General features: G+C 32.6%; 25 protein-coding genes. 24 read left to right on the plus strand and 1 reads right to left on the minus strand.

Annotated elements, in window-relative coordinates; genetic code table 11:
• The 10 genes from RMO83_RS00815 to ctlX all read left to right on the plus strand — a co-directional run.
• Positions 1-322: T9SS type A sorting domain-containing protein (locus RMO83_RS00815; protein WP_310557772.1), on the plus strand; the 322-nt coding region annotated here is incomplete at its 5' end.
• A 5-nt stretch (positions 323-327) separates the two neighbouring features.
• On the plus strand, positions 328-1530 hold the full coding sequence (locus RMO83_RS00820) for a hypothetical protein (protein ID WP_310557773.1): 1203 nt from the start codon (positions 328-330) through the stop codon (positions 1528-1530).
• Between the two features lie 8 nt (positions 1531-1538).
• Positions 1539-2498, plus strand: a complete 960-nt coding sequence (locus RMO83_RS00825; protein WP_310557774.1) for an ankyrin repeat domain-containing protein — start codon at positions 1539-1541, stop codon at positions 2496-2498.
• A 70-nt stretch (positions 2499-2568) separates the two neighbouring features.
• Positions 2569-3540 carry a DUF5977 domain-containing protein gene (locus tag RMO83_RS00830; protein WP_310557775.1) on the plus strand — a complete coding sequence of 324 codons (972 nt, stop codon included), beginning with the start codon at positions 2569-2571 and terminating at the stop codon, positions 3538-3540.
• Positions 3541-3808: 268 nt separating this feature from the next.
• Positions 3809-4588 carry a hypothetical protein gene (locus RMO83_RS00835; protein WP_310557776.1) on the plus strand — a complete coding sequence of 260 codons (780 nt, stop codon included), beginning with the start codon at positions 3809-3811 and terminating at the stop codon, positions 4586-4588.
• Positions 4589-4712: 124 nt separating this feature from the next.
• Positions 4713-5258 (plus strand): hypothetical protein, encoded by a 546-nt coding sequence (locus tag RMO83_RS00840; protein WP_310557777.1) that lies wholly within the window; start codon positions 4713-4715, stop codon positions 5256-5258.
• Between the two features lie 523 nt (positions 5259-5781).
• Positions 5782-6252 (plus strand): hypothetical protein, encoded by a 471-nt coding sequence (locus tag RMO83_RS00845; protein WP_310557778.1) that lies wholly within the window; start codon positions 5782-5784, stop codon positions 6250-6252.
• 616 nt (positions 6253-6868) lie between these two features.
• The gene (locus RMO83_RS00850; RefSeq protein ID WP_310557779.1) at positions 6869-7783 is read left to right on the plus strand and encodes an arginine deiminase family protein; all 915 of its coding nucleotides are present in this window, start codon (positions 6869-6871) and stop codon (positions 7781-7783) included.
• 72 nt (positions 7784-7855) lie between these two features.
• On the plus strand, positions 7856-8224 hold the full coding sequence (locus RMO83_RS00855) for a four helix bundle protein (RefSeq protein ID WP_310557780.1): 369 nt from the start codon (positions 7856-7858) through the stop codon (positions 8222-8224).
• 51 nt (positions 8225-8275) lie between these two features.
• Positions 8276-9211 (plus strand): citrulline utilization hydrolase CtlX, encoded by a 936-nt coding sequence (ctlX, locus tag RMO83_RS00860; RefSeq protein WP_310557781.1) that lies wholly within the window; start codon positions 8276-8278, stop codon positions 9209-9211.
• 10 nt (positions 9212-9221) lie between these two features.
• On the opposite strand, the gene RMO83_RS00865 is transcribed toward ctlX, so the two are convergent.
• Positions 9222-9851 carry a MarC family NAAT transporter gene (locus RMO83_RS00865; RefSeq protein WP_310557782.1) on the minus strand — a complete coding sequence of 210 codons (630 nt, stop codon included), beginning with the start codon at positions 9849-9851 and terminating at the stop codon, positions 9222-9224.
• 150 nt (positions 9852-10001) lie between these two features.
• Here RMO83_RS00865 and RMO83_RS00870 point away from each other — a divergent pair, with 150 nt between their 5' ends.
• The 14 genes from RMO83_RS00870 to RMO83_RS00935 all read left to right on the plus strand — a co-directional run bounded on the left by RMO83_RS00870 (position 10002) and on the right by RMO83_RS00935 (position 22895).
• Entirely contained in the window at positions 10002-10367 is a 366-nt protein-coding gene (locus RMO83_RS00870) for a CoA-binding protein (RefSeq protein WP_310557783.1), read from the plus strand.
• Positions 10368-11213: 846 nt separating this feature from the next.
• Positions 11214-12164, plus strand: coding sequence for a GDP-L-fucose synthase (locus RMO83_RS00875; RefSeq protein ID WP_310557784.1), 951 nt, complete (start codon positions 11214-11216; stop codon positions 12162-12164).
• Positions 12165-12270: 106 nt separating this feature from the next.
• A complete protein-coding gene (gene gmd, locus RMO83_RS00880; protein ID WP_310557785.1) occupies positions 12271-13368 on the plus strand; it encodes a GDP-mannose 4,6-dehydratase in 1098 nt (365 codons plus the stop codon).
• Between the two features lie 96 nt (positions 13369-13464).
• A complete protein-coding gene (locus RMO83_RS00885) occupies positions 13465-14139 on the plus strand; it encodes an acylneuraminate cytidylyltransferase family protein (protein WP_310557786.1) in 675 nt (224 codons plus the stop codon).
• Complete coding sequence (locus RMO83_RS00890) at positions 14136-14597, plus strand: YhcH/YjgK/YiaL family protein (protein WP_310557787.1); 462 nt, start codon at positions 14136-14138, stop codon at positions 14595-14597. The genes RMO83_RS00885 and RMO83_RS00890 overlap by 4 nt, the downstream gene beginning before the upstream one ends.
• Positions 14578-15363 (plus strand): aldolase/citrate lyase family protein, encoded by a 786-nt coding sequence (locus RMO83_RS00895; RefSeq protein ID WP_310557788.1) that lies wholly within the window; start codon positions 14578-14580, stop codon positions 15361-15363. The genes RMO83_RS00890 and RMO83_RS00895 overlap by 20 nt, the downstream gene beginning before the upstream one ends.
• Positions 15363-16244, plus strand: a complete 882-nt coding sequence (locus RMO83_RS00900) for an NAD-dependent epimerase/dehydratase family protein (RefSeq protein ID WP_310557789.1) — start codon at positions 15363-15365, stop codon at positions 16242-16244. Before RMO83_RS00895 ends, RMO83_RS00900 begins: the two co-directional genes overlap by 1 nt.
• Positions 16234-16932, plus strand: coding sequence for a 6-phosphogluconolactonase (gene pgl / locus RMO83_RS00905; protein ID WP_310557790.1), 699 nt, complete (start codon positions 16234-16236; stop codon positions 16930-16932). The genes RMO83_RS00900 and pgl overlap by 11 nt, the downstream gene beginning before the upstream one ends.
• Positions 16933-17020: 88 nt before the next feature.
• Positions 17021-17671 (plus strand): HAD-IA family hydrolase, encoded by a 651-nt coding sequence (locus RMO83_RS00910; RefSeq protein ID WP_310557791.1) that lies wholly within the window; start codon positions 17021-17023, stop codon positions 17669-17671.
• A 72-nt stretch (positions 17672-17743) separates the two neighbouring features.
• Positions 17744-18739, plus strand: a complete 996-nt coding sequence (locus tag RMO83_RS00915) for a hypothetical protein (RefSeq protein ID WP_310557792.1) — start codon at positions 17744-17746, stop codon at positions 18737-18739.
• Entirely contained in the window at positions 18739-19677 is a 939-nt protein-coding gene (locus tag RMO83_RS00920; RefSeq protein WP_310557793.1) for a phosphoglycerate dehydrogenase, read from the plus strand. Before RMO83_RS00915 ends, RMO83_RS00920 begins: the two co-directional genes overlap by 1 nt.
• Entirely contained in the window at positions 19677-21119 is a 1443-nt protein-coding gene (locus RMO83_RS00925) for a hypothetical protein (protein ID WP_310557794.1), read from the plus strand. Before RMO83_RS00920 ends, RMO83_RS00925 begins: the two co-directional genes overlap by 1 nt.
• Positions 21116-21919: a 6-hydroxymethylpterin diphosphokinase MptE-like protein gene (locus RMO83_RS00930; RefSeq protein WP_310557795.1), complete on the plus strand. Its 804-nt coding sequence runs from the start codon at positions 21116-21118 to the stop codon at positions 21917-21919. The genes RMO83_RS00925 and RMO83_RS00930 overlap by 4 nt, the downstream gene beginning before the upstream one ends.
• Positions 21912-22895 carry a hypothetical protein gene (locus RMO83_RS00935; RefSeq protein WP_310557796.1) on the plus strand — a complete coding sequence of 328 codons (984 nt, stop codon included), beginning with the start codon at positions 21912-21914 and terminating at the stop codon, positions 22893-22895. The genes RMO83_RS00930 and RMO83_RS00935 overlap by 8 nt, the downstream gene beginning before the upstream one ends.
• The last annotated feature ends 118 nt before the right edge of the window (positions 22896-23013 follow it).

A 23013-nucleotide genomic window follows, 5' to 3' on the forward strand; every position in this document is an offset into this window, starting at 1 on the left:
CCCCAAAAACGACATTACTATTTCTACCGAAGAAGATGCCGTTTTACTAGCCTTAGCAGCCCAAAAAACCGAGTTCATCAAGGTCTATCCTGTGCCTTTTCAGGAGCAATTGTACATAGGGTTTGAGTTGGCAAATCCTGCCCAAGTACAAGTTACGATAACCAGTGTAACTACCGCACAAACTGTACAAGTAGCCACTACAAACCTAGAACCAGGCTTGCAATCCTATACCGTAAACACCGCTAGTTTGCCTAAAGGCTACTATGTAATACGAGTACAAGAAAACGAAAAACTACACACCCGAATCGTAATTAAACAATAATACAGATGAGAAAAACTATAAAAAAGAGAATTACTAAAGGGTTTTTATTATTTTTGTTTACGTTCTTTTGTGTTGGGGTGCAGGGGCAGTATAATGAAAATGGACAACCGCAGTGGAGTGCTACTGCGGTAGGGCAACTAATAGTGAATGCATTGAATACTTCTGATTCTTGGCAAAGTGCACAATCGTTTTTTGTAAGAGATCAAGATGGTAATTTCGTTCGAATTGATTTTGCTTTAGAGGAGGTAGTAGTGTCTAAGAGCAGTGGTTCTGGAAAATTTAATTACAGCATTGATGAAGTGAATCTCTATGAGGAATTAGTAGTGTTAGAAGAGTTAACTCCTGAAGAACTCGTTGTGGCAAAAGAAACAGTACAAATCATACCCAATTGTCCAAAATGGTATGTCTTTGATGGTAATCAATGTGTTTTAGTACCCGAATCAGTGAGGCGACCGTGCGAGAAGGCATTTTTAGCCGACCACAGTTACTATCTAAAAGATGGCGTTATCAACAAAGCTGGTAGCCATGTTTTACCACTAGGAACAACTCTTGTTCCTAAAGCTTCGATGCCAAAAGATGCAAATGGGAATAATCTTGTATTAACTAACAATGATATTGGATTTAACTCGGCTTTATACAGAGTAGATAATGGAAACGGAAAAATAGAGTATGTATATGCCACTCAAGGTACCGACCCAGTAAGTGGCAAAGATTGGGGAAATAATATCTACCAAGGTACTGGCTATATCAGTGCACAATATACTCAATCAATAAAAAATGCCCAAGCGATAAAAATATGGGCTGAAAATAACAGTTATACTGTGTCTTTTACAGGACATTCGTTGGGCGGTGGAATGGCAAATGCTAATGCTCTGGCAACAGGATTTAAAGCTACTATATACAACCCTGCCGGATTAAACGATGCAACTATTAATAACGTCAATTATAAATTGGGTTTAGGTAATTCAAAAAATGTAACCGCCTATGTAGTGACCGGTGAACCTGTTTCTTTTCTTAACGATATTTCAGGTAATGCGGTTAGAGGAAGCACAAATTATATCGGTTCATATGCTATACCACTACTTGGTTATGGTTCGTCAATAGCATTAGGCGGAGCTACAGGTGCTGGAGGTGCGGCAGCCTTTCTAGTTACAGCAGGATATTTACATTCAATGGGTACTGTAATGGCTAATTTAGACTGTAATTAACAAAAAAAATGAAAAATAAAATAAATCTCTATTTACCAATAGCAATAGTATTAGTTTTAGTAGGATTGCACGTCTATTCCAAAGTTCAAAAAGACAATTGGGTTAAAGAAGCTCCCGCAATAAAATATAGCGAAGAAAGGGAAAATGAAGTTTGGGGAGGCGTTTTAAGAGGTGATGATGCAGGGTTGTTTTATGGCACCCCTTTATATGATTTAGCAGATGAAATGTCTGGTTTTTTCTTTTTGAGAAACCAAAATAAAATAGCAAGACTCATCAGCGAACTGCCTGAAGAGTATATTAACTATCAAGAAGAAAAATATGGAAAGACGATTGGACATTTTGCCTTATTTACAGGCAATCTAAAAGCAATACATCTTTTGCTGGATCGAGGCCTCAACGCGAATGTATTAGATAAAAACGGTAGTGCAATTATTATTGATATAAATGCATTTTCGTACAATCCATCGGAAAAATTGCAATTACTAAAGCATATGATTAAAAAAGGGGCTAATGTTAATTTAGCAGGCAGTCAAAATGAGACGCCGCTAACTAGAGCAGCAAGAAGTGGTGATTTAACAAATGTTAAAATTTTGATTAATGCTGGAGCAAATCCGCACTTTTTTCAAGAAATGACTGTTGAAGGTCGCCATTTTATGTATACATCAGCGTTAAGAACTGCATTAACCTATGGTCATATTAATATTGTAAATTATTTAATTTTTGATCAAAAAGTAGACTTTAGAATACATAAATATCCTGATTGGTCAAAGTTCCACCCAGGCGAATATGAAATATTATTTTTGCTTAGGGATGAGATGAGATTTAAGTTAAATTCTAAAGATTATAAAGAAAAACTGAAACTAGTTGCTTACCTCAAAACACAAGGCTTAGATTACTGGAAAACGCCTATACCTGATAATATGAGTAGCAATTCAAATTATACCCAAGAATATTTAAGTAAGTATTAATCACAAAAACTATTAATGTTAGGGTGTTGATAGCGCCTTAAACTTTCTATAAATTATAAACAAAAACATTATGAATTTTAAAAAATCAATACTCATACTAGCCTTGTTTTTCGTTGCCACGATGCAAAGTCAAACTATGGTAACAACCAATATACAAAGTCGTTTACTCAACAAATACTGGTGTCCTAATGTTGGCGATCCATACGAAGTCGTTTTTCTTTTCACCCAAAGTGAAGTAACATTATTTGTGGGTAATAAAAAAATTGGTTCAGAGCCTTATTATATCACGACTAACACCGAAGTTACCACACCAACAACTTTCAACACCATAAAAGTTGGAACCACTTCTACTGGCAATTGCATTAAAACCAATAGTTCTTACTACATCGTTGAGTTTTTTAGCGATTTCAAATCATTCAGATGGAAAAGAAGTTTCGATCCAGACCAAATCTGGCAAACCTATACTCAAAAGAGTACGCCATTTTTTAGTGTTGCTAAAAGTGGCACGTTTACGCGCAACAATTGTGGTACAGGCAATGTTGGTATGGCAGGCGAATACTTTGTTGAAGCAGGAAAGCACATATCGTATGTATCTCAACAGGATGCTGATGCCAAAGCGCAATCCGACGTAAATACAAACGGTCAGAACTTTGTCAATGGCGAACCTCATATATATTGTGAATATTACAATGTACAAACAACACGCAACGTTAGAAAAAACAATTGCCCAACTGGTAAAGTAGGTTCATTGGTTAGCTATACTGTGCCAGCAAGAATACTTATGTCTGAGATTTCTGAGGATGATTTGGCTAAAAATGTTGATGCTTATATAAATACTTACGGTCAAATATACGCCAATGCTCAGGGGACTTGTGGCTATACTAATATAAGCATCGATGGTCGTTACTCCAAAAATGATTGTACTGGGGGACGAGTTGCTGATTTTCTGAGTACTATTTATTATTCTATTGAAAAAGATAAATATTTTTCGCCAATTTCTCAATTAGAAGCAGATAGATTAGCTCGCGTGGATTTAGTTTAGAAATAGACAAAAATGGTACTCTGCAAGCTTACATTTACGATACTTTTGGTGTTGATGAAAACGATACCACAAAGGAAAGTAGCTTGACAACTATGCTTGAACAGATAGGTGCGATAAAAGGTTTACGTGCCTTATGGATATTGCAGCAGCAAAGAGGTTACAAGCCTTTTTTAATGAAAACACCTTTAAATTTAAACATACGGAATCCCCAAAATGGAACAATAACATCAAGAATTTCTTTAAATAATTGCAATTAATTCCTATAACTATGAAAAATACAATCGCACTTTTAACCGTATATATCATTGCGGTACATTTTGCAAACGCTCAAAATCCGGCCTTTTATAAACCGCATCCTACCAAAAGTAACATCAGTTGGTATAATCAAATCAATATTGACCCTGTTGTCATAAAAAGTGGCGTTGTAACTAGTGAAAATGTCAAACCTTCTTGGTACGGAGGATTTCAATTCTTGAATTGTCCAGGTGTATTTAGTACAGTAAATGAGGCTTATGGATTTTTAGTAAACAATCCAGCTTTTTTAGATCCTAGCGATTTTTCATATTATAATAGAAAAAATGCAGCAGAACAGCAACTTTATTTACAAAAAGATTTTTTACAAAAATCTATCTCATTGACAACGCAAAAAATAAAAGATGACGGAGATGCATACAATATTGCCGGATGTAGAGAACAGGTAGTATTCAAAGAATTGTATTTAAAAATAAATAATCAAGAAATAGTAATTTTGTATTCTTCACCTATGTTTTTGTTGGATTTAGACAGTAATTCTAGTATTAATAAGAAAACAATTGTCGATTATTTTTTAAGTGGTTGTAATCCGGCAGTTCGTGACAACTATGGCATAGAAATGACTGTTTTAATAAAAGAAAATAGCGTTTGGAAATTTCCATATAATGAAACATTTATGCCATACTTAGAGCAACAACTTGGTAATTTTGACTTTTTAGATTTAAATGGTAAACCCATAATACATATAGAATCAAGGGTAAATACAGCAAAAACTAGGGTTTATTTACAAAAATAATCTTGTAATTGCTGCTATAACCAAATGTCGCTCAACAGAAATATGTGAAAAATGTAGGATAGTATTCTAGTAAATCTAAAAACGCTTAATACTATTAAAGCAGCATCGAACAGTTAACCAACTTATGAAATATATTTTTTTGTTTTTTTTCAGTCCCTTTTTAATTTTTGCTCGTGCTGGTTTTTCAGAAATATTTTTTGAAACTCCTGGTGGTCATAGCATTTGCAACTGCGACCCCTATTCAAGCAATCAGACCCCTATTTTAGAAGGGTTTCCACAGTTAGAAAAGCTCAAGAAATGGTATTTTTATCGAAATCATATCATAGGTTTTGGCAACAATTACTATTTTATTTTCAACGAATCCACGTTAGCCATTCAATATTTCAAAGATGTAAAACAATGGCACAATGCAATAATAAAGCAACGTCTTAAACCTTTTATATATACCCGCTGGTTTGATTTATCAGACTCACCTGACGAGTTTAAATTTGCAATCGTTGTAATTGCTATACTTGCTTTTCCCTTTGCCTTGGTTATAGTAATTATTCTCTCAATTTTACATTATCGCCGAATAATTATTTGGGGCAAAAATGGTTTTAGAATTTTGTGTTTAAGTTTTTTTTTATTCGTGATATATTATATCTCTAACGTCCATTTAGTTAGTTATTAATGTTTTGCTGTTGCCCGCTTCCGCAAGAATTGTAATTTGACAATGTCAATTCTGCGTTGTTGTTTTTTTGCAAAACCCTGTTAACCTTCAAAAGGCTAACAGGGTTTTTTGTGTAAAATGAAATTTTATCACAATTACACGACCCCGATCACGCTGAAATGCAATAAATATCTCGTGTTGGATAGGCAGAATTGCATTCTGTGCCCCCCAGCTGGTCCGAGTAGAAATAACTTCAACGGCTAGCGCGATGCCTCTGGCTCGTGCCCACAAAATTGAGCAAACAAAAACAAGTCAAAAAAGCTATATCAATAACGGTATAGTTTTTTTTATTCAAAGTCAAGCAAACAATATACCTCCCCTAAAACCATACCTTACAAAAGTATGATTTTTATGTTTACAGCTTAAATGACTTCGAGCTAGACTACACGCGCTGGATTTTAATTGTTAAAATTTTGGTAATACATTGAATGTCAGTAGGTGTTTTTATTATATTTACAAGTATTAATTTTAAAATCAATTTTTTATGAGAAAATTTATTGCAACAATTCCGGCAAATCCCATTTTGACCGGTTTTGTAACAGCGGTAAACGCGGCAGTTGCCCCGTTTGCTCCTTTCAAAATTAATTTGACCACTACCGAACGAATGGGACGTTCTATGGCTGAGGGTCGTGAGGGGTATGCAAGACTCGTTTCGAGAATTGCCAATCAATTTCCAAACAGTTTGAGTCGTAGCGATGTACCTACTGATTTGGTTACAATGATTAACTATTATGATGGATTGGAATCTAACAGACTTGCCTTGGTGCAAGCATTAGAAACTATCGAAGAAATTCAACTCGGTGCCTCTATGGATACTATGGTAATGGTAGACAGATACGTGAAAAATTTGCAGATTTCTAGAAGCAATGATGCTTCATTGGACATGGCTATGAAAGATGTAGATGACTATAACAAGCGTTTCGGCGGCAACGAACCAGGCGCAAATCCAGCATAATTTCCTAAAACAACATCATTTTTAAGCCAATTTATAGCTCCTATAGGTTGGCTTTTTTATGCCCTAGCTTGAGCTTGATTTTATTTGGGTTGACCTCGGTAAAAGCTAGGTCATCCTAGTTTTTATTTAGGTTGACCTAGCTATTTAGGTAAGTTGAGCTTGTGTTTTGTTTGGTTAACCTAGCTTTTATTTAGGTTGAGGTTAATAATAGCTAGGTCATCCTAGTTTTTCTTTGGGTTGACCTTGCTATATAGTTAAGTTAAGCTTGTTTTTTGTTTGGTTAGTCTAGTTTTTATTTAGGTTGAGCCGATGGCTTAAATGGGCAATTTCTCTGCGCTATGCTCATAAAGACGATTTAGAATATCTGAGCAATGGGAGTGTAAAAACTATATTGGAGGAGCAAAAGTTTAAAACCACTTTAATTTTTTTGGTTATTTTATAGCTCTTCATTGATATTGGAAAAAGGTTTAATCACATCTTAATGTTATTACAAGAAAGGATATGCGTTGTCAAAACTCATCTCACAATCATTTGAAGTCAAATTAAAATAGTTATTCATAAAGTTGCTCTGATTCGTCGTGCTTTTTTTATCTTTGGCAAAACCAAAACTGCTATTATGTTACAATTAAACATAAAAAATGAGACTTCAAGATTGCAAGCCGTTGTATTGGGTATCGCCAACAGCAACGGACCAACACCAACAGTTAATGAAACGTATGACCCTAAGTCACTTGAGCATATTTTGGCAGGAACATATCCAAAGGAAGCAGATATGATTCCCGAAATGGAAGCTTTTAATCAGGTTTTCGAAAAGTATAATGTTACAGTTTTTCGTCCGCAAATCATAGAGAATTACAATCAAATATTTGCAAGAGACATTGGTTTTGTGATAGACGATGTCTTTATAAAATCGAATATTTTACCTGACAGAGAGCGGGAAGTAGAAGCTATTCAATATGTAATCGATCAAATAAATCCTTCTAAGGTGGCAATTCCGCCCGAAGAAGTGCACATAGAAGGCGGGGATGTGATGTTGTGGAACGATTATATTTTCATAGGAACGTATAAAGGAAGTGATTACAAAGATTACATTACAGCTAGAACGAATATCGAAGGAGTTCAATTCATTAAAGAATTATTTCCCAATAAAAAAGTCAAAGAATTCGATTTAATCAAATCAAAAATTGAAGCCAGAGATAATGCTTTGCATTTGGATTGCTGTTTTCAACCAGTGGGCGAAAATAAAGCAATTATTTATAAACGAGGTTTTAGGGAAGAAGCTGATTATTTGTTTTTAGTTAACCTCTTCGGTGAAGAAAACTTGTTTCATATCACTAGAAAGGAAATGTATCACATGAATTCGAATGTTTTTTCAATAGATACCAATGTGGTAGTTTCTGAAAAGAAGTTTACTAGATTGAATAAATGGTTAAGAGGTAATGGCTTCATCGTTGAAGAAATTCCTTACGCCGAAATAGCCAAACAAGAAGGATTATTGCGTTGTTCGACCTTGCCTTTGATACGAGAATAGGAATGTTGTAAGTTGTATGTTCTAGGTTATTCGTTCAGTTAGAAGAACAAACTATTTTTAAATGAAAGAAACATGAAAAGTTATAAAGATTTAGAAGTTTACAATTTAGGTTTAGAATTGTTTTATCTGAGCCATTCTTATTCTTTAAAATTACCAAAGCACGAAATGTATGAATTAGGCAGTCAATTGAGGAGATCTTCTGATTCTGTTCCCACGAATATTGTAGAAGGATATGGAAGAAAAAAATACAAAGCTGATTTTGTAAAATTCCTAACTTATTCCTATGCTAGTTGTCTTGAAACGGTCTTTCATATCGAAAAAATTGCTACCTTGTATCCCGATGTTATAAAAAATGAAATGGAATTGATAGCTAAATACAATGAATTAAGTGCTAAAATATATAATTTCATAAAATACGTTGATGAAAATTGGAAATCATAATTTCACAACCTACAGCCTACAACCTACAACCTATAACCTATAACCAATCCCATGAACCAAACTACAAATTCTATATTGATGATTCGCCCAGTGGCGTTCCGAATGAACGAACAAACGGCTGTAAATAATTATTATCAAAAAGTCCTTGATGGGTTATCGCAGGAAACGGTTAATATAAAAGCGCAACAAGAGTTTGATGCTTTTGTAAACAAACTCCGAATGGTTGGGGTCAATGTTATAGTAGTCGATGATACTAAAGATCCAAATACCCCAGACAGTATTTTCCCGAACAATTGGATTTCCTTTCACGAAAGTGGCGATGTAGTTTTATATCCTATGTTTGCCGAAAACCGCAGAGCAGAACGCAGAGAAGATATTCTCGATATTCTTGAAGAGAATGGTTTTGTTATTAATGAAATTATGGATTACACTTCGGCCGAAGAAGATAGTTTTTATCTCGAAGGCACAGGAAGTATTCTTTTAGACAGAGAAAACGGGAAAGCATATTGCGCTTTGTCACCTCGAGCTGACGAGGAGTTATTTATAGAATTCTGTGAGGATTTTGAGTATTCTCCGGTGATATTTGAAGCTTTTCAAACAGTGAACGGAGAGCGAAAGCTAATTTACCATACCAACGTAATGATGTGTATTGGCGATACTTTTGCCGTGATTTGTGCAGATTGTATAGACGATAAAAAAGAGCGAAAAATGGTTTTGGACAGTTTGAAAGGAGATGAAAAAGAAATCATTCTAATTACAGAAGATCAAGTCAATTCTTTTGCAGGCAATATGTTGGAAGTAATAGGTGCCGACGATAGAAGATATTTGGTGATGAGCAGTTCAGCCCATCAAAGTTTGACCAAAAAGCAAATTGCGCAACTCGAAGAACATGTAACCATCTTAAGTTCAAGTCTTGATACAATTGAGTCTTGTGGCGGAGGAAGTGCCCGCTGTATGATGGCTGAAATATTTCTGCCAACAGAATAATTGTCTATTGCTAAAGTAGATTCCCCTTGATGATACTAATTAGGGCACTCACAATATACTGAATTCCTATCGCAATTACGATGAATCCAATGATTCTAGAGATGGCAACAATTCCAGATGAGCCAAGGATTTTGGAAAGATAGTGAGCACTTCTCAAAATGATGAATATAGCGATCGCTATAGCAAAAATGGCGCAACAAGAAATAATAATTTCATTTGTAGTATGATGTTCCTGATAATATGCAATTAATAATGATATAGAGCCAGGTCCTGCAAGCATTGGAATAGCTAGCGGAGTTAATGCAATATCGTTTCTTAGTTGTGCTTCAGTTTCTGCTTTTTTATTGATTCCTCTCTTCTTAGTGAATTTACCTGAAAGCAATGAGAATCCAGAGCTTACAATAATTATCCCTCCTGCTATTCGAAGTGCGTCAATGCTAATTCCAAAAAAACTGAGGACATATTGTCCGATAAAAAAGGAAACTATTAGAATTATAAACACATCTATCGCCGTCCACAACGAAATTCTAGATCGCTCTTTTTTGGAGTCGAACTGTGTGAGCCCAACAAAAATAGGTACCGTTCCAATGGGATTTAACACAGAAAACAGTGCGGCAAATAAATAGATAAAAAGATCCATATCAATTTGTATTCAGAATGCTAAAGTAGTCTTTTTTATCGTTTTTCAATTCGATTCATTTTTAAAAGGCTTTTCGAGACACAACTAAGATTTGAATCGCAGTACCCTTTATCTCTTTTTGATTACCTTTGTAACATAGAAATTATAAAAATGAAAAATAAAAAAACAGTAGTTCTTGGTGCCAGTGCAAAACCAGAAAAATATGCTTTCAAAGCCATTACAATGTTAGTCGAAAAAGGACATTCTGTTTTGGCAATAGGTCAAAATGCAGGGGAAGTAGCTGGAATAAAAATCCAAACAAAGGCTATTCCTCTAAAAAATATAGATACTATTACTTTGTATTTGAATCCAATTCGTCAACGTGATTATTACAACTACATTGTTGAATCAAAGCCTAAAAGAGTAATCTTCAATCCAGGAACCGAGAATCTTGAGTTTTACCAATTATTGGAACTGAATAAGATCAAAGTAGAAGTAGCTTGTACATTAGTACTACTGACTACAAATCAGTATTAACTTATTTTAAATAATTTTTTGTTTATAAATGAAACCCCATAAGTTTTTTAAATTATGGGGTTTGTTTTGTTATTAAAATTGGATTTCCAATATAAAAAATGCAAATTTAGCCCTAGTTTGTAATGGGAGTTTATCGAAAACATAAACGGAGTTGCTTGATGTCTAGATAGTAAGAGTTAGTGTTAGAAGTTCTTGATAGCATTAGTCTTTTATGTAGCAATTTCAAAATCACTTTTTCTAATTAATTTTTAGGAAATCAATATTCATTTGAAAACAACTTCTTCACCATATTGGTTTTTGGGAAGTAGTTTTGGGATGGAAGTGAGATTCACGAAATGAAAAATTTATAGCAACAAAAGAGACATTTTTGGGGATGTTTTATTTGGAAGATTGTTGAGGTGTTGAATGGATCAAATTTTTTTTGGAAATCATATTATTACTTAATGAATAAAGATTAAGATTTTAGGTTTTTTGAATTTAATTTTAATATCCTGTTTTTCAATAGGCTATAAATTATTATTTTCTATAAGATTTTGTTTTTTTTTCATTTTCACATCTATTTATGTTAATTTTTCATTTTTTTAAGTAATCTAAATAGTGCAAATGGAGCAATTTTTATTATATTTGCATGGTATGTACCAAACCTACCTGATTACATAATTGTAAGTTGGTAAGGCGAAGCCATGAAATTTTGTAATTTGTCATCAAATGCTTTGTGATTAAATGAGCACTAATTCATTACTATAAAGCATTGTTTATTAGTTAAATAGTATAATTTATTGTATTCCAAAAAGCTAAATTTCAGTACAGAAATTGTTTAAAATTCGTTAAAAAACCAAAAACGAAATGAATTTAAATACAAAAATTTATATTGCAGGTCATCGTGGTATGGTAGGTTCCGCAATTTGGAGAACGCTTACAGCTAAAGGATATATTAATTTGATTGGCGCCTCAAGTGCTGAACTGGATTTGCGAAATCAGCAAGCCGTTTGTGATTTTATAACCGCAGCACAGCCTGATGTTATTATTGATGCTGCTGCACGAGTAGGAGGGATATTGGCTAATAATAATTATCCATATCAATTTATCATGGAAAATATGCAAATTCAGAACAATCTTATTGATTCTGCTATGCAAACAGGAGTGGAAAAGTTTGTTTTTCTGGGAAGTTCTTGTATTTATCCTAGACTTGCGCCTCAGCCTTTGAAAGAAGAGTATTTGCTTACTGGAGATTTAGAGCCCACCAATGAATGGTATGCTATTGCTAAGATTACAGGTGTAAAAGCGTGCCAGGCCATTCGTAAACAATTTGGTAAAGATTATGTAAGCTTGATGCCAACCAATTTGTATGGAACCTATGATAATTTTGATTTAAATACTTCGCACGTACTTCCTGCTATGATGCGAAAGTTTCATGAGGCTAAGGAAAACAATAATGCACCCGTAACCCTTTGGGGCAGCGGAACCCCATTGCGTGAATTTTTATTTGTAGATGATATGGCTGAGGCGGTTGTTTTTGCTTTAGAAAACAAGTTGCCAGACTATTTGTATAACATAGGAACAGGAGTAGATTTGACCATAAAACAATTGGCAGAAACCATTCAAAAAATTACGGGACATCAGGGAGAAATTATTTGGGATGCCACGAAACCTGATGGAACTCCAAGAAAATTAATGGATATTTCAAAAATGCATAATTTAGGATGGAAACATAAAGTAGATTTAGAAGAAGGCATTCAAATAACTTACGATTGGTTTGTAAAGAATGTTGAAAATGTCAAAAAAGTGGCTTTATAGGATTGAAAACAATTCAATAGCAATTTCAATAATAATTTCAATAACAATTACATTAGATAGGCGGTTGATAGCTATCAAAACTCATTTTAATAAATAGTAAGTAATCATGGATAATAAACAAAAAACAGCACTTGTTACGGGAATTACAGGTCAAGATGGATCTTATTTAGCTGAATTATTATTAGAAAAAGGATATCAAGTTCATGGAGTAAAAAGACGCGCATCCTCGTTTAATACTCAAAGAATTGATCATATTTATCAAGACAAGCACGAAAACCATGTTCATTTTAAATTGCATTATGGTGATTTGACTGATTCAACTAATATCATTAGAATTATTCAAGAAGTACAACCTGATGAAATATATAATCTCGGTGCGATGTCACATGTGAAAGTTTCATTTGATTCTCCAGAATATGTAGCGAATGTCGATGGTATCGGTACTTTAAGAATCCTAGAAGCCGTTAGGATTCTTGGTCTTGAAAAGAAAACTAGAATCTATCAAGCCTCTACTTCTGAATTATATGGAGGTTTGGCGGAAAACAAGAATGCCAAAGGTTTTTACGACGAAAACTCTGCATTCTATCCACGTTCGCCTTATGGTGTTGCTAAAATATATGGTTTTTGGATTACTAAAAATTACCGTGAAGCCTACGATATGTTTGCTTGCAACGGAATCTTATTTAATCACGAATCACCTAGACGAGGGGAAACCTTCGTTACCCGAAAAATTACTATGGCCACCGCAGCAATAGCATTGGGAAAACAAGATTGTCTATATTTAGGAAACCTCAACTCGCAAAGAGACTGGGGACATGCTAAAGATTATGTTGAAGCCATGTGGAGAATCTTGCAGCAAGATAAAGCGGAAGACTATGTAATCGCCACCGGAGTGACTACTTACATCCGTGATTTTGTGCGTTTTTCTTTTGCTGAAGCTGGAATAGAATTGGCCTTCGAAGGCGAAAATGAAAATGAAACTGCCAAAGTTGTCGCTTGTAATAATCCTGAATATCAATTGCCTGTAGGTACCGTAGTGGTGCGAGTTGACCCACAATATTATAGACCCACAGAAGTCGATTTGTTATTGGGTGATCCTACAAAATCTAAAACGCAACTGGGTTGGGAGCCGAAATATGACCTTGCTGGATTGGTGAAAGAAATGGTGGCAAGTGATTTGGAAATTTTGAAAAGACAAAGATAAAGATAGGCCGTCAAACGATTATTATATTGTGAATGAAATAATATGTTTTAATTATTTGAAGTGTATTTCATAAAAAAAATTAATACTGATAAGGAAATGAAAATAGTTGCTTTATTACCTATGAAAGGGAATTCAGAACGAGTTCCAAATAAAAATTTAAAAGATTTTTCTGGAAAACCATTGTATCATCGGGTTATGGAAACTTTGTTAAGTTCTAGTTATATTAATTATGTGGTAGTTAATACTGACAGTGAAGCAATTAAGAGTGATATCAGCAAAAATTTTGATGATAAAGTTATTGTGATTGATAGACCTGAAGAAATTATTGGTGATTTTGTATCGATGAACACTGTGATTGACTGCGATATAAATAATGTAGACGCTGATATTTATTTGCAAACGCACAGCACAAATCCATTACTCAAAAAAAAATCAGTGGATGATGCCATTGAAAAAATGCTAGCGTTGCTTCCAGAAAAAGTGTATGATTCTATATTTTCAGTTACAAAAATGCAAACTCGATTGTATACATCAGATGGACAAGCTTATAATCATAATCCTGAGGAGTTATTGCGAACTCAAGATTTGGAACCCTTGTTTGAGGAGAATTCAAACTTTTATATTTTTACGAAAGAATCTTTTTTGAATTCTGGAAGAAAAAGAATTGGTCTTAAGCCATTTATGTTTGAAATTGATAAAATAGAAGCAGTAGATATTGACGAACATCAAGATTTTGTAATTGCCGAGTCTTTATATAAATTACTATCATGATTATAGATAAAATTGAAAACTGGAGCCTTTATTTTAAAGCACCGATTTTTACTGAAATTAAAAATGAATTAGGAAATTATAATTCAACAACGCCAAACGGAGTATATAAGTCGCATGAGAACTATTACTTCAAAGTCATGAGTTATGATACTAAATTGGATTCTAAAATAATTGAATCACACCGCAAAGAAGTTGATGTTCAGATTTTGTTTTCTGGAAATGAACACATTAAAATTTACAATAACATTGATGTAGCTGTTATTGAAGCTTATGATGAAGAGTCAGATTGTCAGTTTTATAAAAATATTGGAAATCCTGTAACCGAAGTTAATTTGAGACCCGGTTATATGGCGATTTTTTTCCCTGATGATATACACCACCCACAATTTGCAGTTGAAGGTAAAATCGAAACATTAAAAAAACTAGTACTTAAAATAGATGAAAAACTTTTCGCATAATAATAGTATTCTTAAAGGGAAACTTAAAAATCATGAATTATCAATAGGGTCTTGGTTAACCATACCTCACCAATCGGTAATTGAAATATTAGGTTCGGCAGGTTTTGAATGGCTTACTATAGATTTAGAGCATGCTGCCATAAGTATAGAGACCGTAATGAATCTTATTGGTCATATTCAAGGAAACGGAATGCAAGCCCTTGTTAGGGTTAGCAAAAACGAAGAAGTTGTTATCAAGCGAGTCTTAGATGCGGGTGCAGATGGGGTTATTGTACCGATGATAAAAAACAAAGAAGAAGCAATTGAAGCTGTAAACTACGTAAAATATCCACCTTTGGGTAAACGTGGTGTGGGTTTAAATAGAGCTCAAAAATACGGAACTTCGTTTGATACCTATCAAAAATGGGTAAAAGACGAAGTGGTTATTATTGCACAAATAGAACACATAGAAGCGGTTAATAATCTTGAAGAAATATTTTCTGTACCCGGAATAGACGGAATCATTGTAGGCCCTTATGATTTGTCAGCATCTATGGGATATCCTGGTGAGTATGATCGAGAGGATGTTCAAGATGCACTAGCAAGGATTGATGCAATTGCTAAAAAGTTGAATAAACCTTTGGGATTCCACGTCATAGATTCCGATCATTCCAAGACTTTGGAAAAAATCAACAAGGGGTATTCATTTTTAGCTTTTAGTTTGGATTTCTTCTTTTTAGGCGATAAGGCAAGACAAGAAATGAAACTGCTAAAAAGTAAACTATAATGAAAAAAGTTTTAGTTTTTGGCGGATTTGGTTTTTTAGGCTATTATTTAGTGAAAGAACTTTTACTTAGAAATTATATCGTGTTTGTAGCTGATATTAATAAAAACGAGGAATTAATGAATGAAGTACATTTTATTCATTGTGATATTTCTAACAAAAATAGTATAGACGATATATTTAACAAAGAAAATTTTGACATCGTTTATAATCTTGCAGGTTTTGCAAATCTAGATAAAGCTATCGAAAATCCTATAAATACATTACAACTCAATATAATTGGAAATGTAAATATAATTGATGCCTGCTTGACTCACAAAGTAAGTAAATTTGTGTATGCCAGTAGTGCTTATGCTATGAGCAACAAAGGTTCATTTTACGGAATTAGCAAATTGGCCTCCGAAAAGATTATTGAGGAATACCATAAAAAACACAATTTGCCCTTTGTGATATTAAGGTATGGATCTGTGTATTCAGAGAAAAGTTATGATAATAATTATATCTATAATTTGGTTAAAGGAGCTGTTCTCAATGGGAAAATTGACCACAACGGAGATGGAAAAGAAATTCGCGAGTATATTCACGCTTCTGATGCTGCAAAACTTTCAGTAGATGTAATCGAGTCGGATGTATATAGTAATACTCATGTTATCTTAACCGGTACGGAACGCATGCAAAGAGTGGAGTTGTTTAATATGATCAACGAAATTCTGAACAATAAAATCGAAGTAAACTGTAATGATTCAGGTTATAACCATCATTATAAATTTACACCTTATTCTTTTGAACCTAGTGTGAGCAAAAAATTGATTGCTAATCCACATATTGACATGGGGCAAGGTTTATTAGAATGTATAAGAGCAGTTTATAAAAATGAACAATAGACAACCTGAATTTTACTCTTCAAAATCAATTGATTTTAATGAATATGCTTCTGATTTTTTATTCGAAAAATTACAACAATTAGAGTTGATTAATTTGGGTAAGATTAACATAGCTTTGTCTGGAGGAACTACACCATTACCCATTTTAGAAATTCTAAAAACAAAGAAATTAAACTGGTCAAAATTTAATTTTTTTATGGTCGATGAAAGAGTAGTTTCTATTGATGATGATTCTAGTAATTTTGGAAATATCAGTAAATCATTTTTTGAAGGTATAACATCAACCCGATTTTCGATGGTACAAAATGGGATTTCATTTTCGGAATCGATAGCTATGTACCAACAAATTATAAGCAATAGTGTTCCTATTGGTCAAAATGGATTTCCACAATTTGATCTTATTTTATTAGGAATGGGCGATGATGGGCACACTGCTTCTTTATTTCCAAGCACGTTGGCATTACTGGAACAGAAAGAGTTTGTAGTTCTGAATAAAGTACCACAATTGAGTACTGAAAGAATAACACTTACCTATCCTGTGATTCTCAATTCAAAAGAAATTATTGTACTTGTTAAGGGAGAACGTAAAAAAGAAATTATTGAGGAGTTATATACGTCTGAATCCCATAATTTTCCTATTTCTAAAATTATTCAAACTCACGAGAATTTGAAATGGTTAACAGATTAAAAGAGATACGGCAGAAAACAATAGTTTATACAAAAAAGAACTTATTGATAAAAGAATGTGTTGTCTTCGTAAATAAAAGTTACAAATTATGAAAATAAAATATATATTTTTTGATTTTGACGGTGTTCTTGCTGAGTCTGTCAATATCAAAACAGAAGCTTTTAGGCAGTTATATCTTTCTTATGGTGATGAATTTGCACAACGAGTGGTAGATTATCATCAAGCAAATGGTGGAGTATCAAGATTTGAAAAAATTAAAGTTTTTAATGGCGAATGGTTAGGAGAAGCGCTAACTGAGGAGAAAATCCAATCCCTAGCAGACAAATTTAGTGATTTAGTAATGGATGGAGTTATCAATGCTCCGGAAGTAACAGGCGCTTCAGATTTTTTAAATTCGGCAAACGAATATGAAAAATATATAATTACAGGAACACCAACTCTTGAAATCATACCGATTTTAAAACAAAGAAAAATGTTTCATTTTTTTAAAGGGGTGTACGGTTCACCAGAAAACAAAGATTTTTGGGTAAAGGAGATTTTGACTACTAAAAATATTAGCCCTAATCAATGCGTCTTTATTGGCGACGCTCTTAGTGATTATAAAGCAGCTCTTTGTAATGATATTACATTTATATTAAGAGAGACAGAGGAAGGGAAAGAGTTGTTTAAAGATTTTACAGGAATTAGAGTAGAAGATTTAAGCAATTTGCATCCAATAATTGAAAAACTTAATGTTTAACGAAATGATTAAAAATACAAAGGGTTCTTTTGTAAAAAAATCTTTTGTCGCTATTTTTTTTTTAGCACATCCTTGATTACTATTTGGTCACAAGAATTACCAATTTTTACTTTATCATCACGCTTTTTCCACCCGAGAAATCAAACTGATAATGCAAAAACCTTAGATGCTATTGATGAATTAAATCCCAAAAAAATAGATTGGATATATTATGAGAATGATGCTATATTAGAAAAATATAAAAAAAAAGGGTTACCTTTTAGTTTAACATTAAATCCACAAATAGCCGACTCTCTTGGATATACCTCAAAAAAAAACAAAATAATAGATTATAAAGGAGAGATTTTCATTGCTCCTTGGATGAAATCTTGGAAAGTGAAAAATCCATATTGGGGTTGTGTCAATAATCCAAATTTTAAGAAGCTATTTTTGGATAAATCACTATTTCTTGCTTCAAAAGAACCCTATGCTTTGATGGTTGATGATGCACTTTTCAATGCAAGACTAAAAAAAGTGAAATTAATTGGTTGTTTTTGTAATTATTGTACAAAAAAATACAATTTGCTTAACAGGAGAAAAACATCGAAGTCAATTAATAAAGCAGATTATATTAATGTTTCCGGTAAAGGAAGTTTCAATATAGAAAAATACGAATCTTTTCAAGAAAAATCTGTAGTCGATTTTTTAAAAACTTGGATGAATGATGTAAAAAAAGTGTACCCCAATATGCTTTTTTATACAAACAATCCTGACGGGGAATGGAATCAAATTTATAAAACGTTTGATGGTGGAATTGCAGAAATAAAAGAAATCAGAATAAATGATACAGACTTGAATAGATTATATCGTAATGCTGATATACTGCATAAGAGTCAAGTATTTACTCTTGACTCAGAAAACAGAGATTTACAATTTAAATTACTTGAATACAATATAAAAAACAAAAGAGAAACCATATTTCCTTGGGATATAATGATTGTCAAAGAGAATAGAAGGTTCTACATGCCGTTAGATACGATAAAAAAAATTATTACAGAATTAGAAATAAAGTATAAAAATAAAAATTAATGAAAATATTACTTACATCGACTTCATTTCAAGACACTCCGGGAGCTCATCATGATTTATTGAATGATCAGGGATACCATGTTGATATTTTGAGAGGACCCGTAACCGAAAGTGTTTTACTGCCGATTATACAAGAGTATGACGCCGTGCTCTGCGGTGATGATGAATATACCGAAAAAGTTTTAATCAAGGGCAAGGAAGGTAAATTGAAATACATTTCTAAATATGGCGTGGGATTAGACCGAATTGATTTAGAGGCTGCAAAAAAATTAGGAATTCCAGTCAAAAACTGTCCAGGAGTGAATCAAATTTCTGTTTCAGAACATGTATTGGCTTTGCTTTTTACCTTCGAAAAAAATATTCATTTGCAAAATGAAACTACCAAACAAGGCGGCTGGGCTAGAATAACTGGAAATGAAATCCAAGGAAAAACAATAGGGATAATTGGACTAGGTGCCGTAGGTAAAGAATTGGTAAAAAAAGCGTTGGCATTAGGAATGAAAGTAATTGGTTTTGATTTGTTTAGAAACGAAGCATTTATTAAGGACTTTCCTGAAATGATTTTTACAGAAAATATTGAGGATATTTATGCCAATGCTGATGTTATTAGTTTGCATATTCCACATACTCCTCAGTCGGAAAAGCTAATTAATGAAGATGTTATTTTTAATAAATTGAAAAATAATCCCATTATTATCAATACCTCTAGAGGCATGTTGATCGATACTGATGCTATTATAAAAGGTCTATCAGAAGGAAAAATTAGGGGGTATTTGACCGATGTTCTTGCCATAGAACCCATTGATGAAAACGAGAAGCTTAAAGGAGTTGAAAATGTAATTATTACTCCCCATGTTGGATCACGAACCTATCAAAGTGTGGTAAGACAGGGAACCATGGCGGTTGAGAATCTTATGGAATTGGTAAATACGCATTAATGAAAAATTTGTTTTTACGCATATATCATTCACCTACCTTTATGACTTGGTTTAGTTTTTTGACTAGATCTATAAGTCTTATAGTTGTTTTACCGTTAATTCTTTCTAAATTTAATCAAAGTGAAATATCCTTGTGGTATTTATTCAGTATTTTATTTGGATTTCAAATTCTGGCAGATTTAGGTTTTGGTAATACCTATACAAGAGTTGTTTCCTATGCAATGGCCGGACTTGAAAATTTAAATCAGATTGATGAAGTTAAGAAGGGTGGTAAACGCAGACCAAATTGGAATCTAATTCTTGCTATCAAGAAGAAGATGGACAATGTTTTTTTAATTGTTTCAATAATTTCGATTTCTATTATCACGTTAATTGCTGTTTTTTTCTTAAACACCCCAATTGAAAGACTTGACAATCCAACTAATGGGTATTATTTGCTAGTGTTAATTTTAGTGATACTTTTCTTTAAAATTAATAATAATAAATGTGTAGCTTTACTTCAGGGGTTAAACGAAGTTGCTTTGTTGAGACGGTGGGAGGGTATAATTGTCATCTTACAAATTTCGTCTAGTATTATTATTCTTTTATGGACTTCTAGTTTTAATCTTCTAGTTATTAATAATCAGATATGGGTTTTAATAGGAATAGCTAGGAATATAATAATCGTTAAATTCGTATTTAATAAAAATATAAATGAGATTGAATCAAATTACAAGGAAACTATAATTGATAAAAAAGAGTTTTCAAAGCATGTTATTGTCCCTTCGTGGAAAGGAGGTATCGGTATTATGTCGTCATACGGATTGAATCAATTTAGTTCTTTCTTATTGATCAATTATTTAACCGAAAATCAATTAGTCGTTTATCTTATCTCATTTAGGTTTATAACAATTATTAGTGAATTTTCAAGAGCTCCTTTTTATTCTAAACTGCCTTTATTTGCTCAATATTATCAATTAAATGACCGGGATAAATTACTCTCAGTCATTAGAAAAAGTATTAATACTGCTACATTATTAGCCGTTGTTTGTTGTTTGGGATTGTTGGTTTTTGGTGATTTAATGCTTAAATTAGTTCATAGTAAAGTGACACACTTGGATTATATTTTATGGTTTTTATTGTCTATTAATATTATTTTGGAGAGGTTAGGCGCAATGCATTATCAGGCACATAGCTTATCCAATAAAGTTATTTGGCACAAAGCAAATATTATTTATGGCATAATTTTCATGGGTGTTGCGTACCTTTTAATTAAAGATTACGGGCTTTATTGTATGCCAATTGGAATGTTATGTGGTAATATTTTTTATTATACTTACAATGGAATTAAAAGTTCACATGAAGTATTTGGGTATAAACTTATTAGTTTTCATTCTAAAGTAATTTTATACACTGTTATTTTAATCATTATTAACACAATTTTTTTAATATTTACATCATGAATTACATTTCACAAATTAAGCCTGCCGAAAAACTAAATTTATATCGAATGGCTCTTGGATTCATAATTAATAAATTCAGATGGGATTTAAAGAGTCCAGCTAGAAAAAGTAAAAGGGCATTAGAAAATATGAAGGATCGCTATAAAGGTAAGAAACTTGTTATTCTTTGTAATGGACCTAGTCTTAATGCTGTAGATTTTGATGAATTAAAAAATAGTGATATATTTACTATTGGTTTAAATAAAATAAATCTTTTGTTTGATGAAACTGATTTTAGGCCTAATTTAATCGTATCGGTTAATAAGTTAGTTATAAATCAGAATAGCGAATTTTTCAATTCAACTGATATAGAAGTTATTTTGGATAGCTCTGCGGCTGATACAATTGCTAAAAGACATAATGTTAATTTTATTCATTCTCTTCCTTTTCAGTTAAAATTTGCAGGAGATGTATCTGGATCGGTATGTCAAGGTTACACAGTAACATATGTTGCACTACAAATTGCATATCATCTTGGTTTTAAGAAAGTTGCCTTAATTGGCTGTGATCACAATTTTGTCACACAAGGTTCTGCTAATATGACCGTGGTAGCGGGTGATGTAGATCCAAACCATTTTTCCTCCAAATATTTTAGTGATGGAGTAAAGTGGCAACTGCCAGACCTTCCAGGTTCAGAATTGCACTATAAAATGGCTAAAGAATATTATGAAGCAAATAATAGAGAAGTCGTTAATTGTACGGTTGGAGGGAAACTTGAAATTTTCAATAGAATGCCATTAAATCAGTTTTTAAATGAGTAGAATAGAAAATTATTGTTTTTCTGCTAATAGAATATGTCATCACGATGATTATCATTTGTTGATTTCAAAATTTGTAGCAGTAAAGAATGAGAAAGGATTTGTAAATAAAATTAAAATATTATTTTCGAGCAGTACTATTTTTTATTTAGATATAGACAGTGTTGATTTGTTTTTTTTTCCACTTATTATTTTGAGGTCATTATGGAAGGGAAAAGGTTGTGCGTTGAGTGTAAGAACTGAATATTTGCTTGAAAATAGAACTTTTAAGGAATTTTTCTTTAGAAGAGGGCGTCTAATATTTCTTAAAGCACTAGTCAAAAAAATTATTTTTCTTGCTATTAAATTTTTTTCGTCAACAACTGTAGTATCAATACATAAAGGGCATCCTTTAATGCATAAAATGGAGCCTTTTGTTAATGGTTTTATTTATGATCCACAATTATGGGATTTGGAATTTTTAGATATTAGGCAATGCAGACCAATTGAGATTGATGAAATTTTTTTCAATGAAACCCAAAATATAGTATTAGTTGCAGGTAGGCTAAATGAGCAAAGATCAAAAAAAGAATTATTAAAATATTTAGAAAACAATTCGAAGTATTTCTTTTTATTGGCCGGTTCAATAGAAGATGAAGACGCAGTAATTATAAAGAATTTCGATAATTGTTTAATGTTAAATAAGTTTTTAACAAATGAGGAGTTATTGTATTTAATTGCTAATTGTGATATTACATATTGCTTTTACAATAATGATAGACCTTCAGGATTTTTTGGTCGTGCGTTACAGCTCAATAAACCAATAATAGTAAGAAAAAATGCTTTTTTGGACTTAGTTTTTTTAGATTATAATAAGAAAATAGCAGTTGGTAAACTGGAAGAGCTAGAAGATATTTCTATAGAAAATTTTGATATTCAAGAAAAAGAAAATTATTACAAAGATGTTAATAATTTTAAACAAATAATTTTTAATTTATGAGATATTTCCTTGCATTTATGTGTCTCATAATGGTTAATACTAGCTATATACAAATTCCTCGTTTCCTTAATTTGTTACTAGTATCTGTTTTTTCTTTATCGTGTATCATTTTTTTAAT

Source organism: Flavobacterium sp., assembly GCF_031423415.1.
In the GTDB taxonomy this organism is placed as follows: domain Bacteria; phylum Bacteroidota; class Bacteroidia; order Flavobacteriales; family Flavobacteriaceae; genus Flavobacterium.

What these genes read in the sequence shown, in the direction of transcription:
- RMO83_RS00820 (WP_310557773.1), top strand. Translation starts at nt 328, where the DNA reads ATGAGAAAAACTATAAAAAAGAGAATTACTAAAGGGTTTTTATTATTT.
- RMO83_RS00825 (WP_310557774.1), top strand. Translation starts at nt 1,539, where the DNA reads ATGAAAAATAAAATAAATCTCTATTTACCAATAGCAATAGTATTAGTT.
- RMO83_RS00830 (WP_310557775.1), top strand. Translation starts at nt 2,569, where the DNA reads ATGAATTTTAAAAAATCAATACTCATACTAGCCTTGTTTTTCGTTGCC.
- RMO83_RS00835 (WP_310557776.1), top strand. Translation starts at nt 3,809, where the DNA reads ATGAAAAATACAATCGCACTTTTAACCGTATATATCATTGCGGTACAT.
- RMO83_RS00840 (WP_310557777.1), top strand. Translation starts at nt 4,713, where the DNA reads ATGAAATATATTTTTTTGTTTTTTTTCAGTCCCTTTTTAATTTTTGCT.
- RMO83_RS00845 (WP_310557778.1), top strand. Translation starts at nt 5,782, where the DNA reads ATGAGAAAATTTATTGCAACAATTCCGGCAAATCCCATTTTGACCGGT.
- RMO83_RS00850 (WP_310557779.1), top strand. Translation starts at nt 6,869, where the DNA reads ATGTTACAATTAAACATAAAAAATGAGACTTCAAGATTGCAAGCCGTT.
- RMO83_RS00855 (WP_310557780.1), top strand. Translation starts at nt 7,856, where the DNA reads ATGAAAAGTTATAAAGATTTAGAAGTTTACAATTTAGGTTTAGAATTG.
- ctlX (WP_310557781.1), top strand. Translation starts at nt 8,276, where the DNA reads ATGAACCAAACTACAAATTCTATATTGATGATTCGCCCAGTGGCGTTC.
- RMO83_RS00865 (WP_310557782.1), bottom strand. Translation starts at nt 9,851, where the DNA reads ATGGATCTTTTTATCTATTTATTTGCCGCACTGTTTTCTGTGTTAAAT.
- RMO83_RS00870 (WP_310557783.1), top strand. Translation starts at nt 10,002, where the DNA reads ATGAAAAATAAAAAAACAGTAGTTCTTGGTGCCAGTGCAAAACCAGAA.
- RMO83_RS00875 (WP_310557784.1), top strand. Translation starts at nt 11,214, where the DNA reads ATGAATTTAAATACAAAAATTTATATTGCAGGTCATCGTGGTATGGTA.
- gmd (WP_310557785.1), top strand. Translation starts at nt 12,271, where the DNA reads ATGGATAATAAACAAAAAACAGCACTTGTTACGGGAATTACAGGTCAA.
- RMO83_RS00885 (WP_310557786.1), top strand. Translation starts at nt 13,465, where the DNA reads ATGAAAATAGTTGCTTTATTACCTATGAAAGGGAATTCAGAACGAGTT.
- RMO83_RS00890 (WP_310557787.1), top strand. Translation starts at nt 14,136, where the DNA reads ATGATTATAGATAAAATTGAAAACTGGAGCCTTTATTTTAAAGCACCG.
- RMO83_RS00895 (WP_310557788.1), top strand. Translation starts at nt 14,578, where the DNA reads ATGAAAAACTTTTCGCATAATAATAGTATTCTTAAAGGGAAACTTAAA.
- RMO83_RS00900 (WP_310557789.1), top strand. Translation starts at nt 15,363, where the DNA reads ATGAAAAAAGTTTTAGTTTTTGGCGGATTTGGTTTTTTAGGCTATTAT.
- pgl (WP_310557790.1), top strand. Translation starts at nt 16,234, where the DNA reads ATGAACAATAGACAACCTGAATTTTACTCTTCAAAATCAATTGATTTT.
- RMO83_RS00910 (WP_310557791.1), top strand. Translation starts at nt 17,021, where the DNA reads ATGAAAATAAAATATATATTTTTTGATTTTGACGGTGTTCTTGCTGAG.
- RMO83_RS00920 (WP_310557793.1), top strand. Translation starts at nt 18,739, where the DNA reads ATGAAAATATTACTTACATCGACTTCATTTCAAGACACTCCGGGAGCT.
- RMO83_RS00925 (WP_310557794.1), top strand. Translation starts at nt 19,677, where the DNA reads ATGAAAAATTTGTTTTTACGCATATATCATTCACCTACCTTTATGACT.
- RMO83_RS00930 (WP_310557795.1), top strand. Translation starts at nt 21,116, where the DNA reads ATGAATTACATTTCACAAATTAAGCCTGCCGAAAAACTAAATTTATAT.
- RMO83_RS00935 (WP_310557796.1), top strand. Translation starts at nt 21,912, where the DNA reads ATGAGTAGAATAGAAAATTATTGTTTTTCTGCTAATAGAATATGTCAT.